We start from the raw sequence: 22,153 nt of genomic DNA, 5'->3' as shown, positions 1-22,153 counted from the left end.
CTTTATCCTTCCCCTGCTAAACGTTTGATGATGGTTACCACCGAAATATCGTACATCTCAGCGTATGGTTTAACATACACTTGGCGATCCAAACCAAAGCTATCTGGTTCAATCTTAATCACGGTTCCAATCTGTAAATCGGCCGGCGAGTTGCCACCTAGACCTGAAGTTTGAACAACATCGCCCTCCTTGATTTCTGTGTTCCCCGTTAATTGAGTCACAATCAAGGTTTTCGTTTTTTCATCGTAATTACGTAATAAGCCAAAAGCATCGCCTTCTTTAGAGCTGACTTTTATCGGAAAATGGTTGGAGTTCTCATTACCTGAAGTCAGTAATTCGACTTTAGAAGAACTCAGATTTACTTCGATTACTCGACCAATCAACCCATTGTTGGACATCACCGCCATATTGACTTCGACGCCATCCGTAGTCCCACGGTCTACAACCAAAGTGTCTTGCCAACTATCTGGCGAGCGGGTAACAACATTTGCGGTCACCTTTTCATAGCTTGTTAACGTTTGGTTTAGTGAAAGTTCTTCTTTTAATGCAGCAATTTCTTTTTCGTTGTTGTTATTTTTTTGAGTCATCGCATCATAGTCGTCGAGCTTTTCTTTTAATCGCTCATTTTCACTATACGTATTAAGTAAATGACTAATCGATGCTGTCCCATTTTTTATCAGATGACCGGGTGCTGAAACGACTTTGTCGACAACTGCTACCGTATCATTCATAATTGCTTGAACAAAATTTGTTTTCCCATCATTTGCCCGTTTGGCAGCGGTGATACTGATGACGGTTACTACTAGAATGACAATAAGTAAGGTAATAATTATATTTTTATTAGGGTTGAATTTCTTCACAAGAGCACCTCGAATTATTTAAACTGATAACCATCATTCTACCACTAATTATACTTAAACAAAAGAAAAGTAAGAGTTCTTAAGCTTTTTTTTAGCAAATAATTGGGAAACGAATAAAAGACGACAATTGCCTCACCTTACGCAGTTGTCGTCTTCTTTTATTTTGACTCTTTTCCTAAGCAATCTAGCCTATTTCACAAGACTATTTCGTTATCTGTTCAGTCATTCTTTTTCAGGCTATTTCGTCATTTTTTCTATGATTCGATCAGCGAACTCTGAACATTTTACTTCTGTCGCTTGATCCATTAAGCGCGCGAAATCATAAGTGACTTCTTTTTGTTCAATTGTTCGTTCTAGAGCATCTACAATCAGATCAGTTGCTTCTTTCCAGCCAATATGTTCCAACATCAATGCGCCTGATAAAATAACAGAGGAAGGATTTACTTTATCTAATCCTGCATATTTAGGTGCCGTGCCATGTGTCGCTTCAAAAATAGCATGCCCTGTTTGATAATTTATGTTGGCTCCCGGAGCAATTCCGATTCCACCAACCTGAGCCGCCAACGCATCTGAAATATAGTCGCCATTTAAATTCATGGTGGCCACGACATCGAATTCAGCTGGTCGCGTTAATATCTGTTGCAAGAAGATATCAGCAATCGAATCTTTGATGATAATTTTACCAGCCGCTTCTGCCTCTTTTTGCGCCTGATCAGCTGCTGCAGAGCCTTCATTTCCCTTGATTCTATCATACTGATTCCAGGTAAATACGAATTCTCCATACTCGCGCTCGGCTAACTCATAGCCCCAATTTTTGAAAGCTCCTTCTGTGTATTTCATGATATTCCCTTTGTGTACCAGGATCACAGAGGATTTTTTGTTTTCAATCGCATACTCAATTGCTGAACGAATCAATCGCTCAGAGCCCTCTTTTGAGACAGGTTTAATACCCATTCCACTAGTTTCTGGAAAGCGAATTTTTGTGATAGCTAACTCTGTCTGTAGAAAATGAATGAGTTTTTTAGCTTCTTCTGAACCTTCTGGAAATTCAATTCCCGCATAAATATCTTCTGTATTTTCTCTAAAAATAACCATATCCACTAATTCAGGACGTTTCACCGGTGATGGAACTCCCGAGAAATGTCTAACTGGTCGAAGACAAACATAGAGATCCAATTCTTGGCGTAACGCGACATTTAATGAACGCATTCCTCCGCCAATCGGGGTCGTCAAAGGCCCTTTGATCGCGATAAGATATTCATTAATTGTATCTAGCGTCTTTTGCGGAAGCCATTCTCCGGTTTCTTCAAAGGCTTTCTCCCCAGCTAATACTTCTAACCACTGAATTTTCTTTGTCCCTTGGTAAGCTGCTTTTACCGCTGCATCAAAGACTCGTACTGCTGCCTGCCAAATATCTGGTCCAATCCCGTCACCGATAATATACGGAATTGTCGGTGTATTTGGTGTGTTTAATCCTGTGTCGGTCATTGTAATTTTATTTGTCTGAGTCATTCACTCACTCCTCTAATTGTATTTTAGTAAGCATCTAGCGACTGCCAAAATCCGCACTCATTTATGAGTCTTTCCCTATTATTCAGCTGCTGTTGAATGTTGGGTTTTCTTTCGAATCACCATTGGTAAAATACCTTGGTGTTGGTAATAACGAATATCAGCTTTCGCATCAAACCGGACTTTCACTTTAAATTCGAGCTGTTCGCCCGTTGTTTTCTCAGCCGTGACTGTCACAATCTCGCCGATACCAGTCTCCGGTGTCAAATGAATCGTAAAGCTTTCTGTACCCGTCAATCCTAGGGTTTCAGCTGTTTCACCCTCTAGATATTGAAGAGGTAAAACACCCATCATGACCAAATTCGATCGGTGAATCCGCTCATAACTTTCGGCAATCACGGCTTTAACACCTAATAAATTAGTCCCTTTAGCTGCCCAATCACGCGAAGAACCCATGCCGTAATCTTTGCCAGCTAAGACAATCAAGCTTTTACCTGACTGCTTATATTTCATCGCCGCATCATAGATGGAAAGGACTTCTCCGGTTGGAAAATAGGTCGTAAAACTGCCTTCTGTCCCAGGCGCTAATTGATTTCGAATACGGATATTGCCAAACGTTCCTCTCATCATCACTTCATGATTGCCACGTCTTGATCCGAATGAATTGAAATCTTTAGGGGAAACCCCTTGATCAATCAAATAAGTCCCCGCCGCCGAACGCATAGCAATCGCACCCGCTGGTGAAATATGATCGGTCGTCACAGAATCACCGAATTTAGCAAGAGCTGTCAGACCCTCGAGCGTTTGAATCTCCACTGGGTCCACCGACATATCTTCAAAATAAGGTGGGTTAGCAATATACGTCGATTCTGCGTTCCAGTTATACAAAGCCTCAGCGGTAGTTGGAATCTGGTTCCAATCCTCATTAGCATGGAAAACTTCAGAATAATATTTTTGGAATAAGCTCGGCGTGACATACGTCTCAACATACTGATCAATCTCTTCTTTTTTAGGCCAAATATCCGCTAAATAAACCGGCTTTCCTTGCTCATTTGTCCCTAACGGCGTCTGATTCATATCCTTGGTCACTGTCCCCATCAATGCATAAGCAACCACTAATGGTGGCGACGCTAGATAATTCGCTTTAACTAAAGGATGAATTCGACCTTCAAAATTTCGATTCCCACTCAAGACTGAAGCGACTAATAGATTAGCTTCTTGAATCTGTTCAGTCATCTCAGGTGATAACGGGCCAGAATTACCGATACACGTGGTACATCCGTAACCAACTACTGCAAACCCTAATTTTTCGAGGTATGGCAATAGTCCAGATTCCTCCAAATAGCCCGTCACAACTTTCGAACCTGGAGCTAAGGAAGTTTTGACAGTCGGAGCCACACGCAACCCTTGCTGGACAGCTTTCTTCGCAAGTAAACCAGCCGCTAGCATGACATACGGATTAGAAGTATTGGTGCAACTAGTAATAGCAGCAATCGCCAAATCACCCGTGCCGACTGTCCACTGATCATCATCTAGCACAACCGTTGTTTGTTTATCCAACTCTTCTGGGGTCAAACCAAATCCTTGATTGCCTTCTGGTGCTGTAACCGACTCAGAAAACCGCGTCGCCATTTCCTCCAATGGAATTAAATCCTGTGGCCGTTTCGGTCCAGACAAATTGGTTGAGATGGTGCTTAAATCAAGGGTTAACACTTTTGTATAGCTTGGAGATTGATGCTCATCATAAAATAAATGGTTGGCCTTGGCATAAGCTTCCGTCAATTGTACTTGGGCCTCATCTCTGCCAGTTAAGCGCATATAAGCTAGCGTTTCTTGATCAATTGGGAAAAAGCCACACGTTGCACCATATTCAGGAGCCATATTTGCAATCGTCGCACGGTCAGCCAAACTCAATTCCTTTAAGCCCGCACCAAAAAATTCAACAAACTTACCCACCACTTTTTCTTCACGTAATAGCTGCGTCACCCGTAAGGCAACATCTGTTGCGGTCGCACCTAACTGCATCGCCCCAACTAGTTCTACGCCAATCACTTCTGGGATTGGGAAATATGAAGGTTCGCCTAGCATGCCAGCTTCTGCTTCAATCCCACCAACACCCCAGCCTAAAACGCCAATTCCATTAATCATCGTCGTATGCGAATCCGTTCCTACCAGACTATCCGGAAAAATTTCCAGTTCAGCACCCTTGGCTTTTGTCACAACAACCTCTGATAAAAATTCGATATTTACTTGATGAATAATCCCTGTCGCAGGTGGCACTACCTGATAGTTGTCAAAGGAATTTTGCGCCCATTTTAAAAATTCATAGCGTTCATAATTTCGTTCGAATTCTAGTTTGGCATTGGCAGCTAGCGCTTGGGGATTACCTGAATAATCGACTTGAACCGAATGATCCACGACTAAATCCACAGGAATTTCTGGATTGATCTGATCCGGACTTCCACCTAAACGCACAATCGCTTCACGCATCGAAGCCAAATCAACAATCGCCGGCACACCGGTAAAATCTTGTAAGACAACGCGGGTCGGTTTAAAAGGAATTTCCCCTTCCACAGATTCCTCAGCCCACAAGGTCAGCATTCGAATAGTCTCCTCAGTAATATCCACACCATCTTCTTGCCTAATCAAAGATTCCAATAAAATTCGAATGGTATAAGGCAATTTAGCGACATCTGTGCCAAATGCTGTCGCAATTTTTTCCAACGCATAGTACGTATACGGCGTTCCTCGAAAATCTAATGTTTGTTTCGCCAATTTTTTACTTTTCATTTTTCCACTCCTTCCTTAGTCTGCTCATAAATTTCAGTATACCTATTTTCTTTCTCATTGTAAATTAATCTTTATCATTTTATTTTAATCTAACATTCTGATGTTACCCACAGTCCTGTGGATAAATTCTTATTTTTATTTCAAATTTTTCATTTTAGCCTGTTTTCAAAGTTATCCACAGTGGAAAACTTTTTTTGTTTCCAAAAACAAAGAAACCCACCTTATTCAGTTTTTTTCTACAAAACTGAATAAGGTGGGTTTTGGGTTTCTTTAATCCTTACTTTGAATCACAGCGATTAGTCCCTCGCTAAAAGAGAAGCTCGCTGTATCTGACACAAATTCGTTACTTGCATAGGAATAAGGGTATGGAATATCCTGTTTGTCTAGCAGATATTTACTTTCAAATAAAGACAACTCATTGACTGGAGTCAAACAACAATACGCCAAATATTTCATTTCTGGCTCTTTATATACGCGGTATTCGCCTGGTGTAAAATAGCGCAGACTATTTTGTTTATCTCGCAGTACAAAACGTGATAGAAATGGTTGGAAACGTGGTTCCAAACCGAGCCATAAATTAGAGAGTAAATGGTCGAGTCGACCACCTGTTGCACCGATTAAGGTCACTTCTGCTTCAGGAAACTGTTCAAAAACAGATTGCAAAGCAAGTTGTGTATCGGTATCATCTTTCTCAGGCTGCGATTCTAAGACCTTACCCGCTTTACTGAGGACAGACTCTTTTTCTGATGCCGATAGAGAGTCAAAATCCCCCACTGCTAGCGTTAAAGGATAGCCTCTTTCTGTTAAAAACAAGCCCCCACGATCCACGCCAACAAAGTAATCAAATGCAGTCAAATCCATCGTTGGCCAAGTATCTGGGTTAGCACCTGCGACAACAAGAATGTTCATATTATTTCAGCGCCTCTTTTAATAAATCCATTCGTTCACTTGGATTCTCTGCAGAATAAATATAAGAACCAGCAACAAAGACATCCGCTCCAGCTTCTTTACATAGCTTAGCTGTTTCTGGCACAATTCCACCATCCACTTCAATCTCATATGAGTAGCCGTTTTCTGTGCGAAGAGCAGCTAGTTCAGCAATTTTCTCTACACATTCCTCAATAAAGCTTTGGCCACCAAAGCCCGGATTAACCGTCATCACCAACACTTGATCCACCATCGAAAGAACATGTTTGATTGCTGATACAGGTGTGCCTGGATTAATCACGACACCTGATTTTACGCCATGCGCTTGGATCATTTGGACCGCTCGATGCACATGCGGCGTTGCTTCCACATGCACCATGATAATATCCGAACCAGCCTTAGCAAAATCATCAATATAATTTTCCGGATTAGCAATCATCAAATGAACATCTAGTGGCAATTTAGTCACAGGACGTAAAGCTGCAACAACACCTGCACCAATCGTAATATTCGGGACAAACTGTCCATCCATCACATCAATATGGATATAATCAGCGCCCTCTCTCTCGACTAATTGAACATCTCTCTGCAGATTCGCAAAATCCGCGCTTAAAATTGATGGGGCAATCTTCATTCCTGTTTCCTCCTATTTTTTCTTTTTATAAATGGGTCTTTTATTTTCAATCTCTTGGAGAAATTGCTTATAGTTATCGTATCTAGATTGAGCAATTTCGTTTGCTTCAACCTGTCTTTTGACCTCACAAGATGGCTCTTTAACGTGCATGCACTCGCGGAATTTACACTTAGCAGCAGCTGCCACGAATTCCGGAAATTCTCTCGGTAGTTCGACTGCTGGAATTTCTAAAAATTCAATCGCACTAAAGCCTGGCGTATCAGCAACAAGCCCCTCATACATTGGCAATAATTCTACGTGGCGGGTCGTATGCTTCCCACGACCTAATGACTCTGATATTTCTGCCGTTGCCAAATCTAAATCAGGGGCTAATTGATTCAATAAAGTTGATTTCCCCGCACCCGATTGGCCCATGAAGACCGTTAATTTTTCAGGAAATAACTGCTCTAAAGCGCGAATCCCCTGATCTTTTTTGGGTACAATAACTGTATAACCAATCGCCTCATAGACCTGTTTAATTTCTTCTATTAAAGGATTCGTTGGGTCCAAGTCCGTCTTACTTAAATAAATAATCGGCTCAATTCCTTTGTTTTCTAGCGTAACTAAAAATCGATCAAGTAAATTATACGAAAAATTAGGCTCAATCAAGCTCGTGACCACGACTCCTTGATCAACATTTGCGACGGGTGGCCGAACTAACTCATTCTCTCGGGGCAAAACCTCTAGTAAATAGCCATCAGTTAAATTGCTGCTTTCAAAAATCACGTCATCCCCAACTAAAGGTGTAATATTCCGGTTTCGGAAATTTCCGCGCGCCCGTGTTTGATAAGTGATGCCCTCTGAATATATATAGTAAAATCCACTCAATGCTTTTCTTATTTGTCCTTTAATAATGACACCTCCTACAATCTCTTTGTCCTATTTATTCTAACACACTCTTTTTCAAGATGGGAAAATTTACGAAATCCACTTACTTTATTCTGACTTATCTAGAAAAAGAGCCTCAGCACACCAAAAATTTTGGTCAATGCTGACGCTCTTTTTTCTTACTTATTTAGCCATACTGTCAACTGATTTCCTCTACAAGCACAAGCTCTAGCTGCCTTTAAGATTCATCTGTTTCCTCTTTACCAGAGTTATCCTCCGGTTTATTAGGCTGACTTCCTGTACCAGTACCACTCCCTGTGCCATTATCTTTTGGAGTCGACTCAGCTTTTGATGGATCTTTCCCTTTCGAGTAGATCACCTTAACGGAGCTACCCTTTTCTAAGGTTTGACCGCCACCAGGCTCGGTCCGAATCACATTACCAGCCGTGATTGTCTCACTAAACTCTTCTTGTTCGACAAGCGTCATGCCGATTTCTCTCAGATAATCGCGGGCATCTTTTTTCGAGTAATTACTAATATCATCAAGCGTAATTTTCTCAATTTCTTTTTCTTTACTCACATAAAGCGTCACTGTCGTATCGCCAGGAACCACATCTGTTCCACCATTAATACTCTGACTCAGCACTCGGTCAGGTTCGCCTTCCGCCTCTTGATATTCGGTCGGGATCTGTCCGGTAGGAATGCCTTTACTTGTCAAATCATTCAGAGCATCTTGGTATGTCCAGCCTGTATAGTCTTCTAATGTGACGGTTTCTGGACCTTTACTAATGGTGAAGGAAATCGTGTCAGCTTTAGGATCAACTTCTTGGTCCTCAGTTGGGGCCTGCTCAATAATTTCCCCTTCCGCCGCCTCTTCATCAAACGTTTCTGTTGTTTTTATGCGGTCCTCCGTGAAGCCTAACTCTTTCAATTTAGTAATGACTTCATCGATTTGACTGCCTACATAATTACTTAGTTCGATTTTTTTTGTTCCTGAGCTGATATACAGCACGATCTCTGTACTACCGCCCTCTTTTAACTTAGTTCCTGCGGCAGGATTAGTTTTAACCACCTGACCTGCTTCAATCGTATCATCAGGAATTTCTTCAGTCTCACTAGCAACCTTTAAGTTTTTTTCTTCTAATTTAGCGACAGCTTCAGTTGCCGTTAAGCCAGAAACGTCAGGAATAGCAATATCTTTGTCGCTACCACTGGTTGCCCAAAAATAAGCCGCCCCACCTAAAGTTAAGAAAAGTAGGATGATTATAGGAATCAGCCAATGTCTTTTCTTCTTTTTCTTCACTGGCTCAGGTGTCTCTTCCACTGGTTTTGTTTGTGGCTGCACAGGGACTGGAGTTGGCTCTTTAGCCACTTCTGCCGTCTCTGAAACATTCGGTAAAACCATCGTTTCTCCCAACATCGCTGCCGGTTTCCAGACAGGTTCATTAAGACGTTCAGGATCTAAAACTGTCGCTAGATCATGGCTCATTTCCTCTGCTGTTTTATAACGATCCGCAGTTTCTTTAGCGGTCGCTTTTAAAATGACATTCTCGATGGATTGCGGAGCATTTCTATCATAATTCTTAATAGAAGGTAAGTCATTTTGAAAATGCTTCAAAGCAATTGTCACAGCCGATTCACCATCAAACGGCACATTCCCTGTCATTAACTCATAGAGAATAATCCCCAGCGCATAGATATCAGACTGCTTCGTTGCCATACTACCACGAGCTTGTTCAGGCGATAGATAATGCACCGAGCCCAGCATCGTATTAGTTTGTGTGATGGACGTTTCTGAGAGTGCAATTGCAATCCCAAAATCAGTAATCTTGACTGTTCCTTCTTCATTCATCAAAATATTTTGCGGCTTCAAGTCCCGGTGAATAATCCGGTGCTCATGGGCCAACGCAATCGCCGATAAAATTTGTTGCATAATATCAACAATCGTTCTATAAGGGATTGGGTAATGTGTTTGAATGTAGCGTTTCAAATCCATTCCTTTAACATATTCCATCACCAAATACTGCATACCTTCTTCTTCACCAACATCATAGACACTGACGATATTCGTATGCACAAGCTCCGTTGCAGCAAGCGCCTCTCGTTGGAAACGACGAATGGCTGCCGTATCATTTTGAAAGTCAAAACGTAAGACTTTAACTGCTACATCGCGGTCTAAAATCAGATCATGTGCTAGGAAAACATTCGCCATACCGCCACTACCGATATTACCGATAATCTTATAGCGACCGTTTAGCTTTCGACCGATTTCAAGCATACATCTTCCTCCTCACATTGAATGATTAAGACAGTAATATTGTCAGCTCCACCTGCAGCATTTGCTTGTTCGATCAATTGATTAACCTTCTGCTCAAGACTCTCTGGCCCTTTAATTATCGCCTGAATTTCTTCTTCACTGACCATGTTTGTTAAGCCATCTGAACAGACTAAAACGTAGTCTCCAGCAAGCCATTCTTGATTGGTCACGTCAACTTCCAGTAACCCCGGCATGCCAACAGAACGCGTCAAAACATTTTTCCGTGGATGATTGGCCGCCATTTCACGACTAATTTCTCCCGATTTGACCAATTCGTTCACGAGAGAATGATCCTCCGTTAATTGAAGAATTTTTTGACTACGTAGCAAATAAGCGCGACTATCGCCGACGTTGGCAATCACAAAATCTCGTTCAAAAATAGCCACAGCTACAATTGTTGTTCCCATACCATTGTATTCAGGCATCGATTGCCCTTTTTCATAGATTCGTTCATTTTCTATTTGGAGTTGTTGAATAAACCATTGGGCTGCTTTTTCCTCGTTAAGAATCTCCGTCTCTTCCCAAGCACTACCCAAATCATTGACTGCCATCTTGCTAGCAACGTCACCCGCTAAGTGGCCACCCATACCATCGGCTAAAATGGCTAATTGAATACCTTCTTTATTTTTGAAGAGATTCGCATAATCTTGGTTGGAGTTTCTACGCCTGCCAACATCTGATTGAAAATAAATGTTCATTCCATTCACCTCACTACTTTTTGCGTAAACAACAAATGAAGAACCCATCCGTCATAAATTGATGTGGATATAATAGCAATTGCTGCTCTACTACTGCCGCCTCAATTTGTGGAGCCACAGGCACGTCAATTTTTTCAAATTCTGGATGCGCCGCTAAAAACTGCTCAACGACTGCTTGGTTTTCTTCTCTCGTGATTGTACACGTACTATAAACCATTATACCCGAATGTTTTAGTGCTGGGGCGGCACTTTCTAAAATTTCTAGCTGAATCTTTTGTAAATTCAGGAAATCCTCTAATTTTTTATGGTATTTAATATCAGGTTTTCTGCGCATCAGTCCTAATCCTGAACATGGAGCATCGACTAAAATACGGTCAAAGCTTTCTGGTTCGAAGTTTTCATGAATCGTTCTCGCATCAAGTTTTCTAGCCTGAACTGCTTCTTCCACTCGTAATCGTTGCGCATTTTCTTGAATTAATTTGACTTTATGATCGTGAATATCCAGGGCTGTTACCTCGCCCCCAAATGTTGGATCAAGGAAGGTTGCAATATGCGTCGTCTTGCCACCAGGAGCGGCACAAGCATCTAAAACTTTGTGATGCTTCTGAATTTGCATCGCTGGTGCTACGAGCATCGAACTTTCATCCTGCACGGTCATTAAGCCATATTGGAATAAGCGACTATTCGCTAAATAACCTTTCTCAGCGACAATCCCATAAGGTGAAATCTGACTTTCTCGCGCCACGATATTTTCTTCCTCTTCTAGCGTTGCAATCACTTCTTGTCGTTCCACCATCCGTGTATCGACACGGGCACTCACATGACTGACTTCAAAAAGAGACAAGCCAAGTTCACGTGTTTCTTCAATCCCTAGCTGTTCAACGAGGGTTTTCGTTAGCCATAAGGGCATACTAATCTCCACTGACAATTGTTCGATTGGATCCTTGATGTCAGCTACATTCGGTAAGCCTTCGCGTTGAATCGTACGTAAGACGCCATTGACAAACTTACCAATCCCGACATTTCCACGGGCTTTCCCAATCTCAACGGCTTCATTTAAAACCGCATGCGCTGGGACTTTATCTAAGAACTCTAATTGGTATAACGAAAGACATAGGAGTGTGACTACCCAGTCATCGACTTTTTTAGCTTTTTTGATAAAGGGTTGCAAGTAAAATTCTAATAGCAAACGACGACTGATAGTCCCATAGACTAATTCAGTATATAAGCGACCGTCTTTTTCGCTTAGTTTTGCTTTTGACATCATGTCATTTAATAATAAATTTGAATACGCTCCGCCCTTATTGACGCGTTCGAGCGTTTCAAGTGCGACAAAGCGCACGGATTTTCTGATTTTTGCTGGAAGTCTATTTCCCATTAGTTCACCTGCTGTCCGCGAGTCACTGCTTGTCCTACACCATTAAGAAAGGCTTGAATATCTTGCTTACCTTTGCCGGCTGGCTGCAATGCTTTGATTGCTAATACACTGTGATTGCCACACGCAATCCAGAGTTCTTTCTTACTTTTGTGAATGATGGTGCCTGGTTGTTCGTCTGTGGTTTCTTCTACTAAAGGCTCAGTCTCCCAAATTTTCCAACGAGCCCCTTCATAGGTTGTAAAAGCAATCGGCCAAGGACGCATGCCCCGGACTTTGTTATCGATTTCGACCGCTGTTTTTTGCCAATCAATCGCTTCTTCTTCCCGCGAAATATTTGGCGAAAATGTGACTTCTGCTTCATTTTGTGGTACAGCAGATAGTTCTCCTGAAAGAATTTTAGGCAAGGTTTCTAATAACAAGTCTTTGCCTAACTGGCTCAATTTATCAAACATCGTGCCCACATCATCTTGTTTAGTGATTGGCAGCTTCGCTTGAGAGAAAATTCCGCCGGCATCCATTTTTTTAATCATTTCCATAATCGTCACGCCAGCTTCTGTTTCGCCTTCAATAATTGCGTAATGCACCGGCGCACCACCACGATATTTTGGTAAGAGTGAGGCATGCACATTGATTGCGCCATGGGTCGGTACCTGTAATAATTTTTCTGGTAAAAATTGCCCAAAAGCCGCTGTAACAATCATATCAGGAGCTAATTCTTGAATTTTTGCCATCTCAGGGGAGCCTGAGATTTTTTCTGGTTGCAATACCAATAAATCATGGGCTACTGCCGCTTCCTTCACCGGTGTCGCGGTAATCACTTTTTTACGCCCAACTGGACGATCAGGCTGTGTCACCACTGCTTGAATCTCGTAGCCTGCTTCAATCAAGCCTTCTAGAATTGGCACTGAAAAGGCCGGTGTTCCCATAAAAACCAGTTTAGTCATCTTGATGTTCCTCCATGTATTTTTCTAATTGATCTGCCGCAATCCGCTCAATTATTTTATCAATAAATAGTTGACCATCCAAATGATCAATTTCATGCTGAAAAGCTCTAGCGAGGTAGTCGTAAGCAATAACCTCAATCTCTTCACCCTCACGATCAAAATAGCGCACCGTAATCTCATCCGCTCGTTCAACTGTGCCATATGTTTCAGGGATACTCAAACACCCCTCGACATCAATACTACTACCTTTTCTCTCGATAATTTCCGGATTAATCAACTCAAATAAATCGCCCTCATCGACTTCGACCAGTGCAATTCGCAGATTTTTGCCAACTTGTGGAGCAGCAATTCCAATCCCATCATGAGCGACCATCGTTTCATATAAATCATCCAGCAAGGTAATAATCTCGTCGGTAATCGCCGTCACTGGAGCCATTTTTTTCGTTAACAATTCATTTGGATAAATAATAATTGGGTAACGCATGCCAACTTCCTTTCTTAAATAAAATGCATCGGTTCACTATCAATCGACAGCAACAAGCCTTGTCTTTGAGCTATTTGGCTATCATTTAACAGCTTCGTTAGCGCGCTCTGCAGATTGGGTTCTTTTTTATATTTAATAATTACTTGATAATAGTAGCGATTCTTCACGCGCATAATAGCGCTCGGCGTCGGTCCTAACAACAAGCTTTGCTCACTTAAAGCCTCTTTTAATTCTTTGGTCACTTCAAATATTTTTTTCGCAGCCACCTGTTCTTCGGGATGACTCGCGGTAATCTTCACTGTAAAATAGTAAGGTGGATAGTCACTTCTATGCCGGACACTCATCTCTTGTCGATAAAAATCCTCATAATTTTGCGTCTGAGCCAAACGAATCGCATAATGCTCTGGATTAAAGGTTTGAATAATCACTTCCCCAGCTTTATGCGCTCGGCCAGCGCGCCCACTTACCTGTGTCAACAACTGAAACGTGCGTTCACTTGAACGAAAATCAGGTAAATTCAGTGAAGTATCGGCATTCAATACCCCAACTAACGTGACATCTGGAAAATCCAAGCCCTTAGCAATCATCTGTGTGCCTAATAAAATATCGGCTTTTTTTTCACCAAAGGCAGTTAAAATCTTTTCGTGCGCACCCTTTCTTCGGGTGGTATCAACATCCATTCTCAAGATACGTGCAGAAGGAAATAGCTCCTGTAGTTCCTCTTCAACCTTTTGAGTACCTGTGCCATAATAGCGAATTTTTTCCTTGCCACAATCTGGACAACGATAAGGAATTCCCTCTTCATGACCACAATAATGACAACGCATCGTCTTTGTATCCATATGTAAAGTCAACGAAATATCACAATTTGGACAAGGCAATACGTAACCGCAATCCCGACACATCACAAATGATGAATAGCCACGACGATTTAACATTAAGACCGTCTGCTCATCAGCCGCCAATCGCTCGCTAATTTTTTCTTGCAGCGAAAGCGAGAATGACGTAGTGTTTTGCTTCTTAAATTCATCACGCATATCAATCACATCAACGACCGGTAACGAAGCTTTTGGATTCGCTCTTTTCGACAGCGTCAACAATTGATAGACACCTTTTTGAGCCCGTGATCGTGATTCTAATGAAGGCGTCGCACTCCCTAAAATTACCGGACAATGATGGTAATTTGCTCGCCACAAGGCTAAATCTCTGGCATGATAGCGTGGGGCTTCATCTTGTTTATAGGTCGCTTCATGTTCCTCATCAATGATGATGACACCTAAATTTTGCAGCGGCGCAAAAATAGCCGAGCGAGCGCCAACTACTACTTGGGCCTCTTCACGTTCAATCTTCCGCCATTCATCGTATTTTTCGCCTTGCGACAAGCCACTGTGTAAGACCGCTACCGCTTCGCCAAAACGTCCTTTGAAACGTTCCACCATTTGTGGGGTCAAAGCAATCTCTGGCACCAACATAATCGCTGTTTTATTCATCTGCAAGACTTCCGAAATCGTCTGCAAATAGACTTCTGTCTTACCGCTGCCGGTAATGCCTTCCAATAAATAAGTCGTACTTTGTGCCTCTTTAACACTTTTCACCAACGTCTCAACCGCCACCTGCTGTTCCGAATTCAATTCGTGAGCCTGCGTCTGTTCAAAGGTCTGTTCACTAAATGGATCACGATACTGTTCCACTTCGACAAACGACAGCCAACCTTTATCTTTCCCTTGGTTTAAAATCGTCGTACTCAAGCCCTGCTCTTTATAGTAGCTAACTGAGAGTAACTCCTCGCCCTGTTCCATCAACTGTGACAGTAACTCTCCCTGCTTCTTGGCTTGTTTAGACAGCTGTGCTTGCTCTTCTAGATAACGTTCTTTTGCCAATTTAGCTTGAACCATTCGGATCGTTTTCACTTTATTCTTCGTTTTCACTTCATAACGAATATCGACAACCTGTTCTTGGCGTAGCTGCATTAACTGCGGCAAAATGCCCGTCTCTTCCGCCTCTTCCCAAGAAATTTCGGTCGCTTCCTTAAAATAAAGAGCTTTTGCCGCATGATTTAGCTCTTTTAAGAAAATATATTTACTATATTCTGCTTTCATGACACTCGGTAACATGGTTTGTAAACACATAATCTTAAAGGCAAAAGTCTTTTCCTTCATATAATCAGCCATCGCCAATAATTCATTATTTAAGACTGGGGATAAATCTAGCACGCGGACAATACTTTTTAATGGAATCGTTGGATTAGGCAGTAAGTTCTCGATGACGGCGGTCACAAACCCTTGCACATGTCGATTACCATTGCCGAAAGGAACTTCCACACGCATACCTTTTCGTAAAGAAGGCTGCAAGGCTTGCGGAATAAAATAAGTAAATGGTTGATCGGTTTGCATCGCAGGTACATCAACAATTACTTCAGCATATTTATTCATCACAGTTCCTCCTTCATTTTCACCTTTTAAGTCTTTTTTCACTGTTCACTTCTCGACTATTGTACTAAAGAAGCGCTAATTTGTCTTGTTGCTTCGCTATTCTTAACGAAAATATTAGAGAGCTCGGTGCCCCTTCATAGGCAAAGAAAAAAGCCGAGACAATTCACTTTACCCTGTCCCCGCTTTTCACTTTTCATTTTATAGGTTTTGTTCGTCGCGAATACGCGCTTCTAATTCACGCTGCTCACGTTCACGTTGTGCTTTTTTCTCTTCTGATTCCATTTTCAAACGTTCCCGTTTTAATTCTGGATTTGGATCGTTAATAACTGATCCGCCATCAATTTCTTCTAGTGCTTGACCAACGCTTTTGACAGAGTCAAACTTTTCCATCGTCGCTTGAGCCCCAGCATCTAATTCGTGGGCACGTTTACTTGCCAAAATCACAAGAGAATATTTTGAGTTTACTTGATTTAATAATGAGTCAATAGATGGTTTTAACATCATGAGCCTACATCTCCTTTAGCATTTTAATGTATTTTCCAATTACGCGATCCACGCGGAAATGTTCGCTAGCAATAATTTCTTTAATTCGTTCAACCGCTAATGGAACCTGATCGTTTACTACAGCATAGTCGTACAAGGCCATCAGTTCAATCTCTTCACGAGCAATCTGCATACGCTGCTCAATGACCTCTTCAGCATCCGTTCCACGCCCGACAATTCGCGATTTTAATTCCGCTAGGTCAGGAGGAGTTAAGAAGATAAAAATACCATCTGGAACTTTTTCTTTGACTTGTTGTGCACCTTGAACTTCAATTTCTAAAAAGACGTCTTTGCCTTCATCCAAGGTTTTATTGACGTATGACAGGGGTGTCCCATAATAATTTCCAACATACTCAGCATATTCCAACATCTCACCAGCTTCAATCATCGCTTCGAATTCTGCTCTCGTCCGAAAATAATAATCGACACCTTCGACTTCCCCTGCTCGCATCTTACGAGTAGTCATTGAAATCGAGTATTGAAAGTCGTTATCTTCACTCTCAAAAATAGCTTTGCGTACGGTTCCCTTACCTACACCGGAAGGACCGGACAACACAATTAATAATCCACGTTCTGTCATAATGACGTCCTTTCACTTGTCTTTTTCGCTTAACGTCTATTTTGCACTTTTTTTCTGTAATTTTCAAGGCTTTCTTTATTATACCGAGATTTTCTCTAAAAAGCTAGCCAAGCCAGAAGCTATCACCAATTTTCCCAGCCTTTTCTAGCCTTAGACTCACTCATTAAATTATTCAGTTAGCTTACTCTACTTACTGATTTTTTCGCTAGAAAGTACACCTATATAAACTCAAAAGTCCACAACCTGCTTAAATTCGTTAGTAATCTGACTTACTCCTCCCTTAAATATGTTATTTTAAAAAAAAATAAAAGCTCTAAAAGACCAACTTTTTCAAAAAAGGTTGTTTGTTGTGTATTATTATAGGTGGAAAACGGTGCTTTTAAAGAAAAAAGCTACTAAACAATGGATTCTTGCAATTTGACGCCAGTCAAAATAGGCAAAAACTTCGAAACAAACAACCTTTTAATAAAAATCCAAAAAATGTCTAGATAACAGATTTATGTGAAAATCATGGAAAAAGCTGCTTGTTATTTGCTGGCCTCACGACTATAAGTACATTAGTGAGAGTTTTAGGATAACATTTTAAAAATAATCCATCCTTCCCTGATAACGAAAAAAAATACTTCCACAGCCACCTCCGCCTCTATTGATTCGAAAAATCAATAAATTTGAAAGCTCACTGGCAAGTATTTTTTCCATGTCTCCCTTTGAACCAGACCTCTCGACAAACGAACAATCTAGAAGCCCATATTGGAGAGCGTATTAACGACACCCATAATTTCATCTTGACGAGAAACTAGCTTTTCAACTGGTCCTTCCACTTCTTTGGCATCAATTCGCACAATGTATGGACGTTTTAATGTGACATAAGTCCCTTCGTTGACTAATAATTGAATTTCATCATCTGTATACGAAACGCAAGCATCTTTCCAAACCTCAAAGCCATTTTCAGAAGAAGGGATTGAGCGTTTCACGACACTTTTCCCACTCAGTTCATGAAAAGTAATATCATAATATTTCATTCTTCTCGCTCCTCTTTATTCGTTTCTTCTAGTATACCGTGTCTCAACCATTTTCAGAAATGAAAGCTATTCAATATTTTGGACTTGTTCGCGAATTTTTTCTAATACTGTCTTCATTTGAACCACTAAATTCTTAATGGCGATTGGGCTCGACTTAGAACCGATTGTATTCACTTCTCGATTCATCTCCTGAATTAAAAAGTCTAGCTCACGACCCACTGGCTCAGACTGCGTTAATAACTCGCCTAATTTCTCTAAGTGAATCGTTAAACGATCCAGCTCCTCATGAATATCCCCGCGTTCCAGTAATAGCGCCATCTCCGTCAACAAACGTGACTCGTCCACTGTTTCGCCTAAATAATCATTCAATTTATTTTCAAAACGCTCACGATAATCTGCTTCATAAACCGTCACAAATTGATTTAATTCCTCCACTAATGCAAGAAAATCATGGCGATACTTCTCTAACACCTTCTGAATCATCGCTCCTTCTTGGATACGACTCTTCTCAATTGACTGTATGGCATTTGCCAAGGTTTCATGAACCAATTCTTCCAACAATGTATCCTCTGTGGTGGCTTCTAACACTTCAATGTATTCTTCATTAGTAATCAGTTGTTGAATAAGGCCATCTACAGAAATTTGGGTCTGTCCATAGCGTTCATTCAAGCCTAGTTGAAGTTTTTGAATTAATTGGTCAATCAGATCCCAGCGAATAACCACTTCCTTCGTCCCACTATTTTTCGGTGTTAACTTGAAAAATAATTCCACTCGACCTCTTTGTAAACTCTCTTTTAAGGTTTGACGCATAGCCGACTCAAATACATTCAATTCTCTAGGCATCCGTAATTGAAGATCTAAATAGCGATGATTGACACTTTTTATCTCGATATCCAATTGATACGCTTCATTTTCTTTGATACTTTTTCCAAAACCGGTCATACTCTTCATCGACAGGGTGCTCCTTTTTTACATAGATTTTATCGTTTTTTGTAAGATTTCAAACTCTTCGTTACTCAAAGTAACCCCTTTACCCATCTTCTCATGCTCAGGTGCCCAATCACGAAGATCAAACTTAGGTGGACGGCCATTCCAGCTGACTAAATTCAACTCTTTACGCCAGCCTTTCGGATTTTCACTTAATATAGCAATCTCTTCAACAATCTCATACGAAAATTCTTTTACCATGTGCTTCCCTCCATTAAATAATCAATAAATAAAACCAGTAATACCTGAACCGGATTTTTCTGCACTGCTCTTTGCAAACTTTGCCACTGCTCACGATCCGGCTGCGGCCTATCTACTGCTCCTTGTTCACCACTAGCTAATTCATGCGTTTCCTGTAATTCTGTCTCACTCTTTACGACCACTTCTGGGATTTTATCTATCTCTGATTTATCTAGCTCATCTATGAGGCGCTTTTTTAAATACAACAATTGGTTCTTCTCTGAAAAAACGAAACTTTCTTCGCGAAACCGATCCAACCATTCCTGTACAGATAACACGCCCAACTCAGCATTAGCGGGTTGCTGTTTTTTGACTTTAATTTCTTTTCTTAACTGATTGATAGTATACACCTTTGTTGGCAAAAGTTGAAAGGTCTTCGCAACAAGCTCGATAAACGCCAATCCGATGGTTTCAAGTGTCACCCTGTCTTTATATAACTTACGCAGCCTAGGCAAGATTATTTTTTCTAACCAAGCATCCTGTGAAATATACTCCTTTAAATAAGGTCTCTCTCGAATTTCCTGCCAAAAATCGTGCCAAATAGTTTCTGTATCCTCAGCTAAATCAAATGTATACCAATAGCCTTTTAACTGACCAAATTTTTTCTGTGTTTCTAAATAACCCAACTGTAGATTTTGTCTAGAACGCACCGCATCAAACACCAAAAACGTCCCTAATTCCCAAGGACTATGTAGCAAGATGGATACCGTCTCTTCCGACAATCTCATGCGTTTTGTAATACCTGGTCCTTTGACATCCACCGCAATACACTCTGTCGCACCTTCACGAAGAGCTACATCAATCGATAAATTATTGCGGTAACCACCATCCATATAGGACAATCCCTCGATTTCGATTGCTTGCATGGCTGGGAAAAAGGAAGCAGACGCTAAGAGCCAATCCACTAATTGATCCGACTTCGCTGTGTTAATTTCGACGACCGTTTCCTTTAAACCTGACATTTCCGTTGTAACAATAAATAAACGTAACGGACTTTCTTCTATCTTATCAAGCTGAATATGACTCTCTAATAATTGCCGTAACGGTTGGGTCGAAACCCCTCTATTTCGAATGGCTGTCGTGGTCAAAGAAGCAATTTGCAGCAACAACTCCCGCAGCGTTTGATTCGTGTTGGCAGCTGCCGGAAAACTCATCACCGCATCCGTCGAGAGCGATTCCCACATTTCTTTAGCAACCTCACTGTCCCCTTGCAAGACGAAGGCCCCATTAAGCGCCCCGACAGACGTTCCTGTCACTATATTGAAGGAGATACCTAACTCTTTTAACGCTTGCCAGACACCAATCTGATAGCTTCCATGTGCCCCGCCACCACCAAGAACCAACGCTGTGTTGTAGATTAGCTGTTTAGTGAACTGATTCTCTTCTTGGTTGTAGTGATAGCCTTGCTCGAGCAAGAATTCTAGTTGGCCCGTTCCGCCAGTAAATTGCAGCTGAACAGCTGAACAAAACCGTTCCTTCGCGACTTTTTCAAGTAAGGACAAGCTCTTTTTCCAGCCTAACTGACGATTCAAAAACAATGCATTGGTCAATATGACTGGCTTTCCTGGTTGACGTTCAGCAAAACTCAAAAATCCTAGAATTTTCCCTTGCTCACTGACTTGCCAAGCATAGCCCTTTTTGACACTCTTCAAAAATTCTTTTCGGGCAATCGAATGCTGATCATAGAATGGCCACGATAGCTGACTTCTTTGCAAAGCTTGTATGAGGCCTTTCACCTCTGAAGGATATACTTTTTGACAGAGCATACTGGCTCACCCCTTTTTTCTTAGTATACCAAACCCTTAGCTTCTACCGTCAAAAAAAGGACAATAATCAGTATTTTTCTGATTATTGTCCTTTAGACTAGCCGTTCATTTTATTGATATGTACTTTTTTACTCAAAAATAACACAGTCTGTTGTCGTACTTAGCTACACAAGCTCTTTTGATTGGCATGAGTAATTGGTTTGCACATAGTCAGAGATACTGTCGACCAATTTTTCTTCAGTCGGCTCATCGTCCATTCCCATGCAAGCTGTCAATGTCCCAACAATATGACTATAAATGAGGGGCGCCTCGTCTTTATTTAATGACCGGTCATCCGCAATGGCATCTACAAATAATTCATACAGAAACTTCTGCATTTTGTTAAACGTTTCTCTATCCGTTACTAATGAAAAATAAACGGTACTATCATTTTTAATAAAATTCGCAACATTTCCTATGTACTCAGACAAAGAACTATTTTGAGAAAACCACATTCTTTTTACTCTGAGAAAGATTTGGTTGGTCATCGCTACTCTAAGACCATTCATATTTTTAAATACTAGATAGATAGGCTGGGTCGAAATGCCAATCTCTCTGGCTACTGCTCGAGCCGAAAGATTACTGACACCATGCCGTATCGCTAATTCATAAGCCCCTTCCAGTAAAACTGAGGCGGTATATTGAGTTTCTCTCATCGCTAAATTGCTCCTTTACTTTTTTATTGATTCATTATAAAAGGTTTCGGAACAGAGGATTTTGATTGAAACATCATGCTTTCTTCGTAGAATTGTTTAGCATCTGATTCAGTTATCTGAATAATTTCAGCTTCTGTACAATTGTGTAAATCAGTTTCTAACCAAAAGAAGAAGAGAATTTGCAGCTTGGCATCTATTAATAAAATTTTGCGGATACCAATTAAATAATCTTCGGTGCTAAAGTCAGCTAGAATCTGATTAAATTCTTTCTGCAACGACTCATAATACTCCACTAATTGAGTCATTTCCGTGGCCTGCATCACTTGATTGAGCGCTTGATCATAAGCTGAAAAATAATTATCAACTGACTGACTTTCGTGATTTTTTATCTGCATATTCTCTTATTCTCCCTTCAGCTAGTTATTTTTGTTTCCATTGTTCGAACAAAATTATTCAGTTCTTTTGCCTTGATGCTATTTT

20 protein-coding genes are annotated in these 22,153 nt (G+C 41.0%); all 20 read right to left on the bottom strand.

Annotated features, from left to right (window positions below; all coding sequences use genetic code 11):
* Positions 1-2 precede the first annotated feature (2 nt).
* On the bottom strand, positions 3-860 hold the full coding sequence (gene mreC / locus BAU15_RS15435; protein WP_161843617.1) for a rod shape-determining protein MreC: 858 nt from the start codon (positions 858-860) through the stop codon (positions 3-5).
* Positions 861-1,097: 237 nt separating this feature from the next.
* Positions 1,098-2,372, bottom strand: coding sequence for an NADP-dependent isocitrate dehydrogenase (icd, locus tag BAU15_RS15430; RefSeq protein ID WP_161843616.1), 1,275 nt, complete (start codon positions 2,370-2,372; stop codon positions 1,098-1,100).
* Between the two features lie 78 nt (positions 2,373-2,450).
* A complete protein-coding gene (gene acnA / locus BAU15_RS15425; protein WP_161843615.1) occupies positions 2,451-5,159 on the bottom strand; it encodes an aconitate hydratase AcnA in 2,709 nt (902 codons plus the stop codon).
* A 270-nt stretch (positions 5,160-5,429) separates the two neighbouring features.
* A complete protein-coding gene (locus BAU15_RS15420; protein WP_161843614.1) occupies positions 5,430-6,068 on the bottom strand; it encodes a thiamine diphosphokinase in 639 nt (212 codons plus the stop codon).
* Between the two features lies 1 nt (position 6,069).
* Entirely contained in the window at positions 6,070-6,720 is a 651-nt protein-coding gene (gene rpe, locus BAU15_RS15415; protein WP_161843613.1) for a ribulose-phosphate 3-epimerase, read from the bottom strand.
* Positions 6,721-6,732: 12 nt separating this feature from the next.
* Positions 6,733-7,629: a ribosome small subunit-dependent GTPase A gene (gene rsgA, locus BAU15_RS15410; RefSeq protein WP_420022135.1), complete on the bottom strand. Its 897-nt coding sequence runs from the start codon at positions 7,627-7,629 to the stop codon at positions 6,733-6,735.
* A gap of 196 nt (positions 7,630-7,825) precedes the next feature.
* Positions 7,826-9,865 carry a Stk1 family PASTA domain-containing Ser/Thr kinase gene (pknB, locus tag BAU15_RS15405; RefSeq protein ID WP_161843612.1) on the bottom strand — a complete coding sequence of 680 codons (2,040 nt, stop codon included), beginning with the start codon at positions 9,863-9,865 and terminating at the stop codon, positions 7,826-7,828.
* Positions 9,841-10,602, bottom strand: a complete 762-nt coding sequence (locus BAU15_RS15400) for a Stp1/IreP family PP2C-type Ser/Thr phosphatase (protein ID WP_161843611.1) — start codon at positions 10,600-10,602, stop codon at positions 9,841-9,843. Before BAU15_RS15400 ends, pknB begins: the two co-directional genes overlap by 25 nt.
* 13 nt (positions 10,603-10,615) lie before the next feature.
* Complete coding sequence (gene rsmB, locus BAU15_RS15395) at positions 10,616-11,980, bottom strand: 16S rRNA (cytosine(967)-C(5))-methyltransferase RsmB (protein WP_161843610.1); 1,365 nt, start codon at positions 11,978-11,980, stop codon at positions 10,616-10,618.
* Positions 11,980-12,924: a methionyl-tRNA formyltransferase gene (fmt, locus tag BAU15_RS15390; RefSeq protein WP_161843609.1), complete on the bottom strand. Its 945-nt coding sequence runs from the start codon at positions 12,922-12,924 to the stop codon at positions 11,980-11,982. The genes rsmB and fmt overlap by 1 nt, the downstream gene beginning before the upstream one ends.
* Positions 12,917-13,408 carry a peptide deformylase gene (gene def / locus BAU15_RS15385; protein ID WP_161843608.1) on the bottom strand — a complete coding sequence of 164 codons (492 nt, stop codon included), beginning with the start codon at positions 13,406-13,408 and terminating at the stop codon, positions 12,917-12,919. The genes fmt and def overlap by 8 nt, the downstream gene beginning before the upstream one ends.
* A 14-nt stretch (positions 13,409-13,422) precedes the next feature.
* Positions 13,423-15,840: a primosomal protein N' gene (gene priA / locus BAU15_RS15380; RefSeq protein ID WP_161843607.1), complete on the bottom strand. Its 2,418-nt coding sequence runs from the start codon at positions 15,838-15,840 to the stop codon at positions 13,423-13,425.
* Positions 15,841-16,038: 198 nt separating this feature from the next.
* The gene (gene rpoZ, locus BAU15_RS15375) at positions 16,039-16,344 is read right to left on the bottom strand and encodes a DNA-directed RNA polymerase subunit omega (RefSeq protein ID WP_161843606.1); all 306 of its coding nucleotides are present in this window, start codon (positions 16,342-16,344) and stop codon (positions 16,039-16,041) included.
* Between the two features lie 4 nt (positions 16,345-16,348).
* Entirely contained in the window at positions 16,349-16,963 is a 615-nt protein-coding gene (gene gmk / locus BAU15_RS15370; RefSeq protein WP_161843605.1) for a guanylate kinase, read from the bottom strand.
* A 737-nt stretch (positions 16,964-17,700) separates the two neighbouring features.
* Entirely contained in the window at positions 17,701-17,985 is a 285-nt protein-coding gene (locus BAU15_RS15365) for a hypothetical protein (RefSeq protein WP_161843604.1), read from the bottom strand.
* A gap of 66 nt (positions 17,986-18,051) precedes the next feature.
* On the bottom strand, positions 18,052-18,936 hold the full coding sequence (locus BAU15_RS15360; protein WP_161843603.1) for a YicC/YloC family endoribonuclease: 885 nt from the start codon (positions 18,934-18,936) through the stop codon (positions 18,052-18,054).
* 18 nt (positions 18,937-18,954) lie between these two features.
* Positions 18,955-19,173, bottom strand: a complete 219-nt coding sequence (locus BAU15_RS15355; RefSeq protein ID WP_161843602.1) for a YdbC family protein — start codon at positions 19,171-19,173, stop codon at positions 18,955-18,957.
* The gene (locus BAU15_RS15350; RefSeq protein WP_161843601.1) at positions 19,167-20,978 is read right to left on the bottom strand and encodes a patatin-like phospholipase family protein; all 1,812 of its coding nucleotides are present in this window, start codon (positions 20,976-20,978) and stop codon (positions 19,167-19,169) included. Before BAU15_RS15350 ends, BAU15_RS15355 begins: the two co-directional genes overlap by 7 nt.
* Before the next feature lie 164 nt (positions 20,979-21,142).
* Entirely contained in the window at positions 21,143-21,673 is a 531-nt protein-coding gene (locus BAU15_RS15345) for a TetR/AcrR family transcriptional regulator (RefSeq protein ID WP_161843600.1), read from the bottom strand.
* Between the two features lie 23 nt (positions 21,674-21,696).
* Positions 21,697-22,068, bottom strand: coding sequence for a DUF7006 family protein (locus BAU15_RS15340; protein ID WP_161843599.1), 372 nt, complete (start codon positions 22,066-22,068; stop codon positions 21,697-21,699).
* Positions 22,069-22,153 lie beyond the last annotated feature (85 nt).

It is taken from the genome of Candidatus Enterococcus huntleyi (genome assembly GCF_009933175.1).
In the GTDB taxonomy this organism is placed as follows: Bacteria; Bacillota; Bacilli; order Lactobacillales; family Enterococcaceae; genus Enterococcus_K; species Enterococcus_K huntleyi.
The sequence above is the reverse complement of the archived record's forward strand: the minus strand, read 5'-3'. Positions and strand labels throughout refer to the sequence as shown.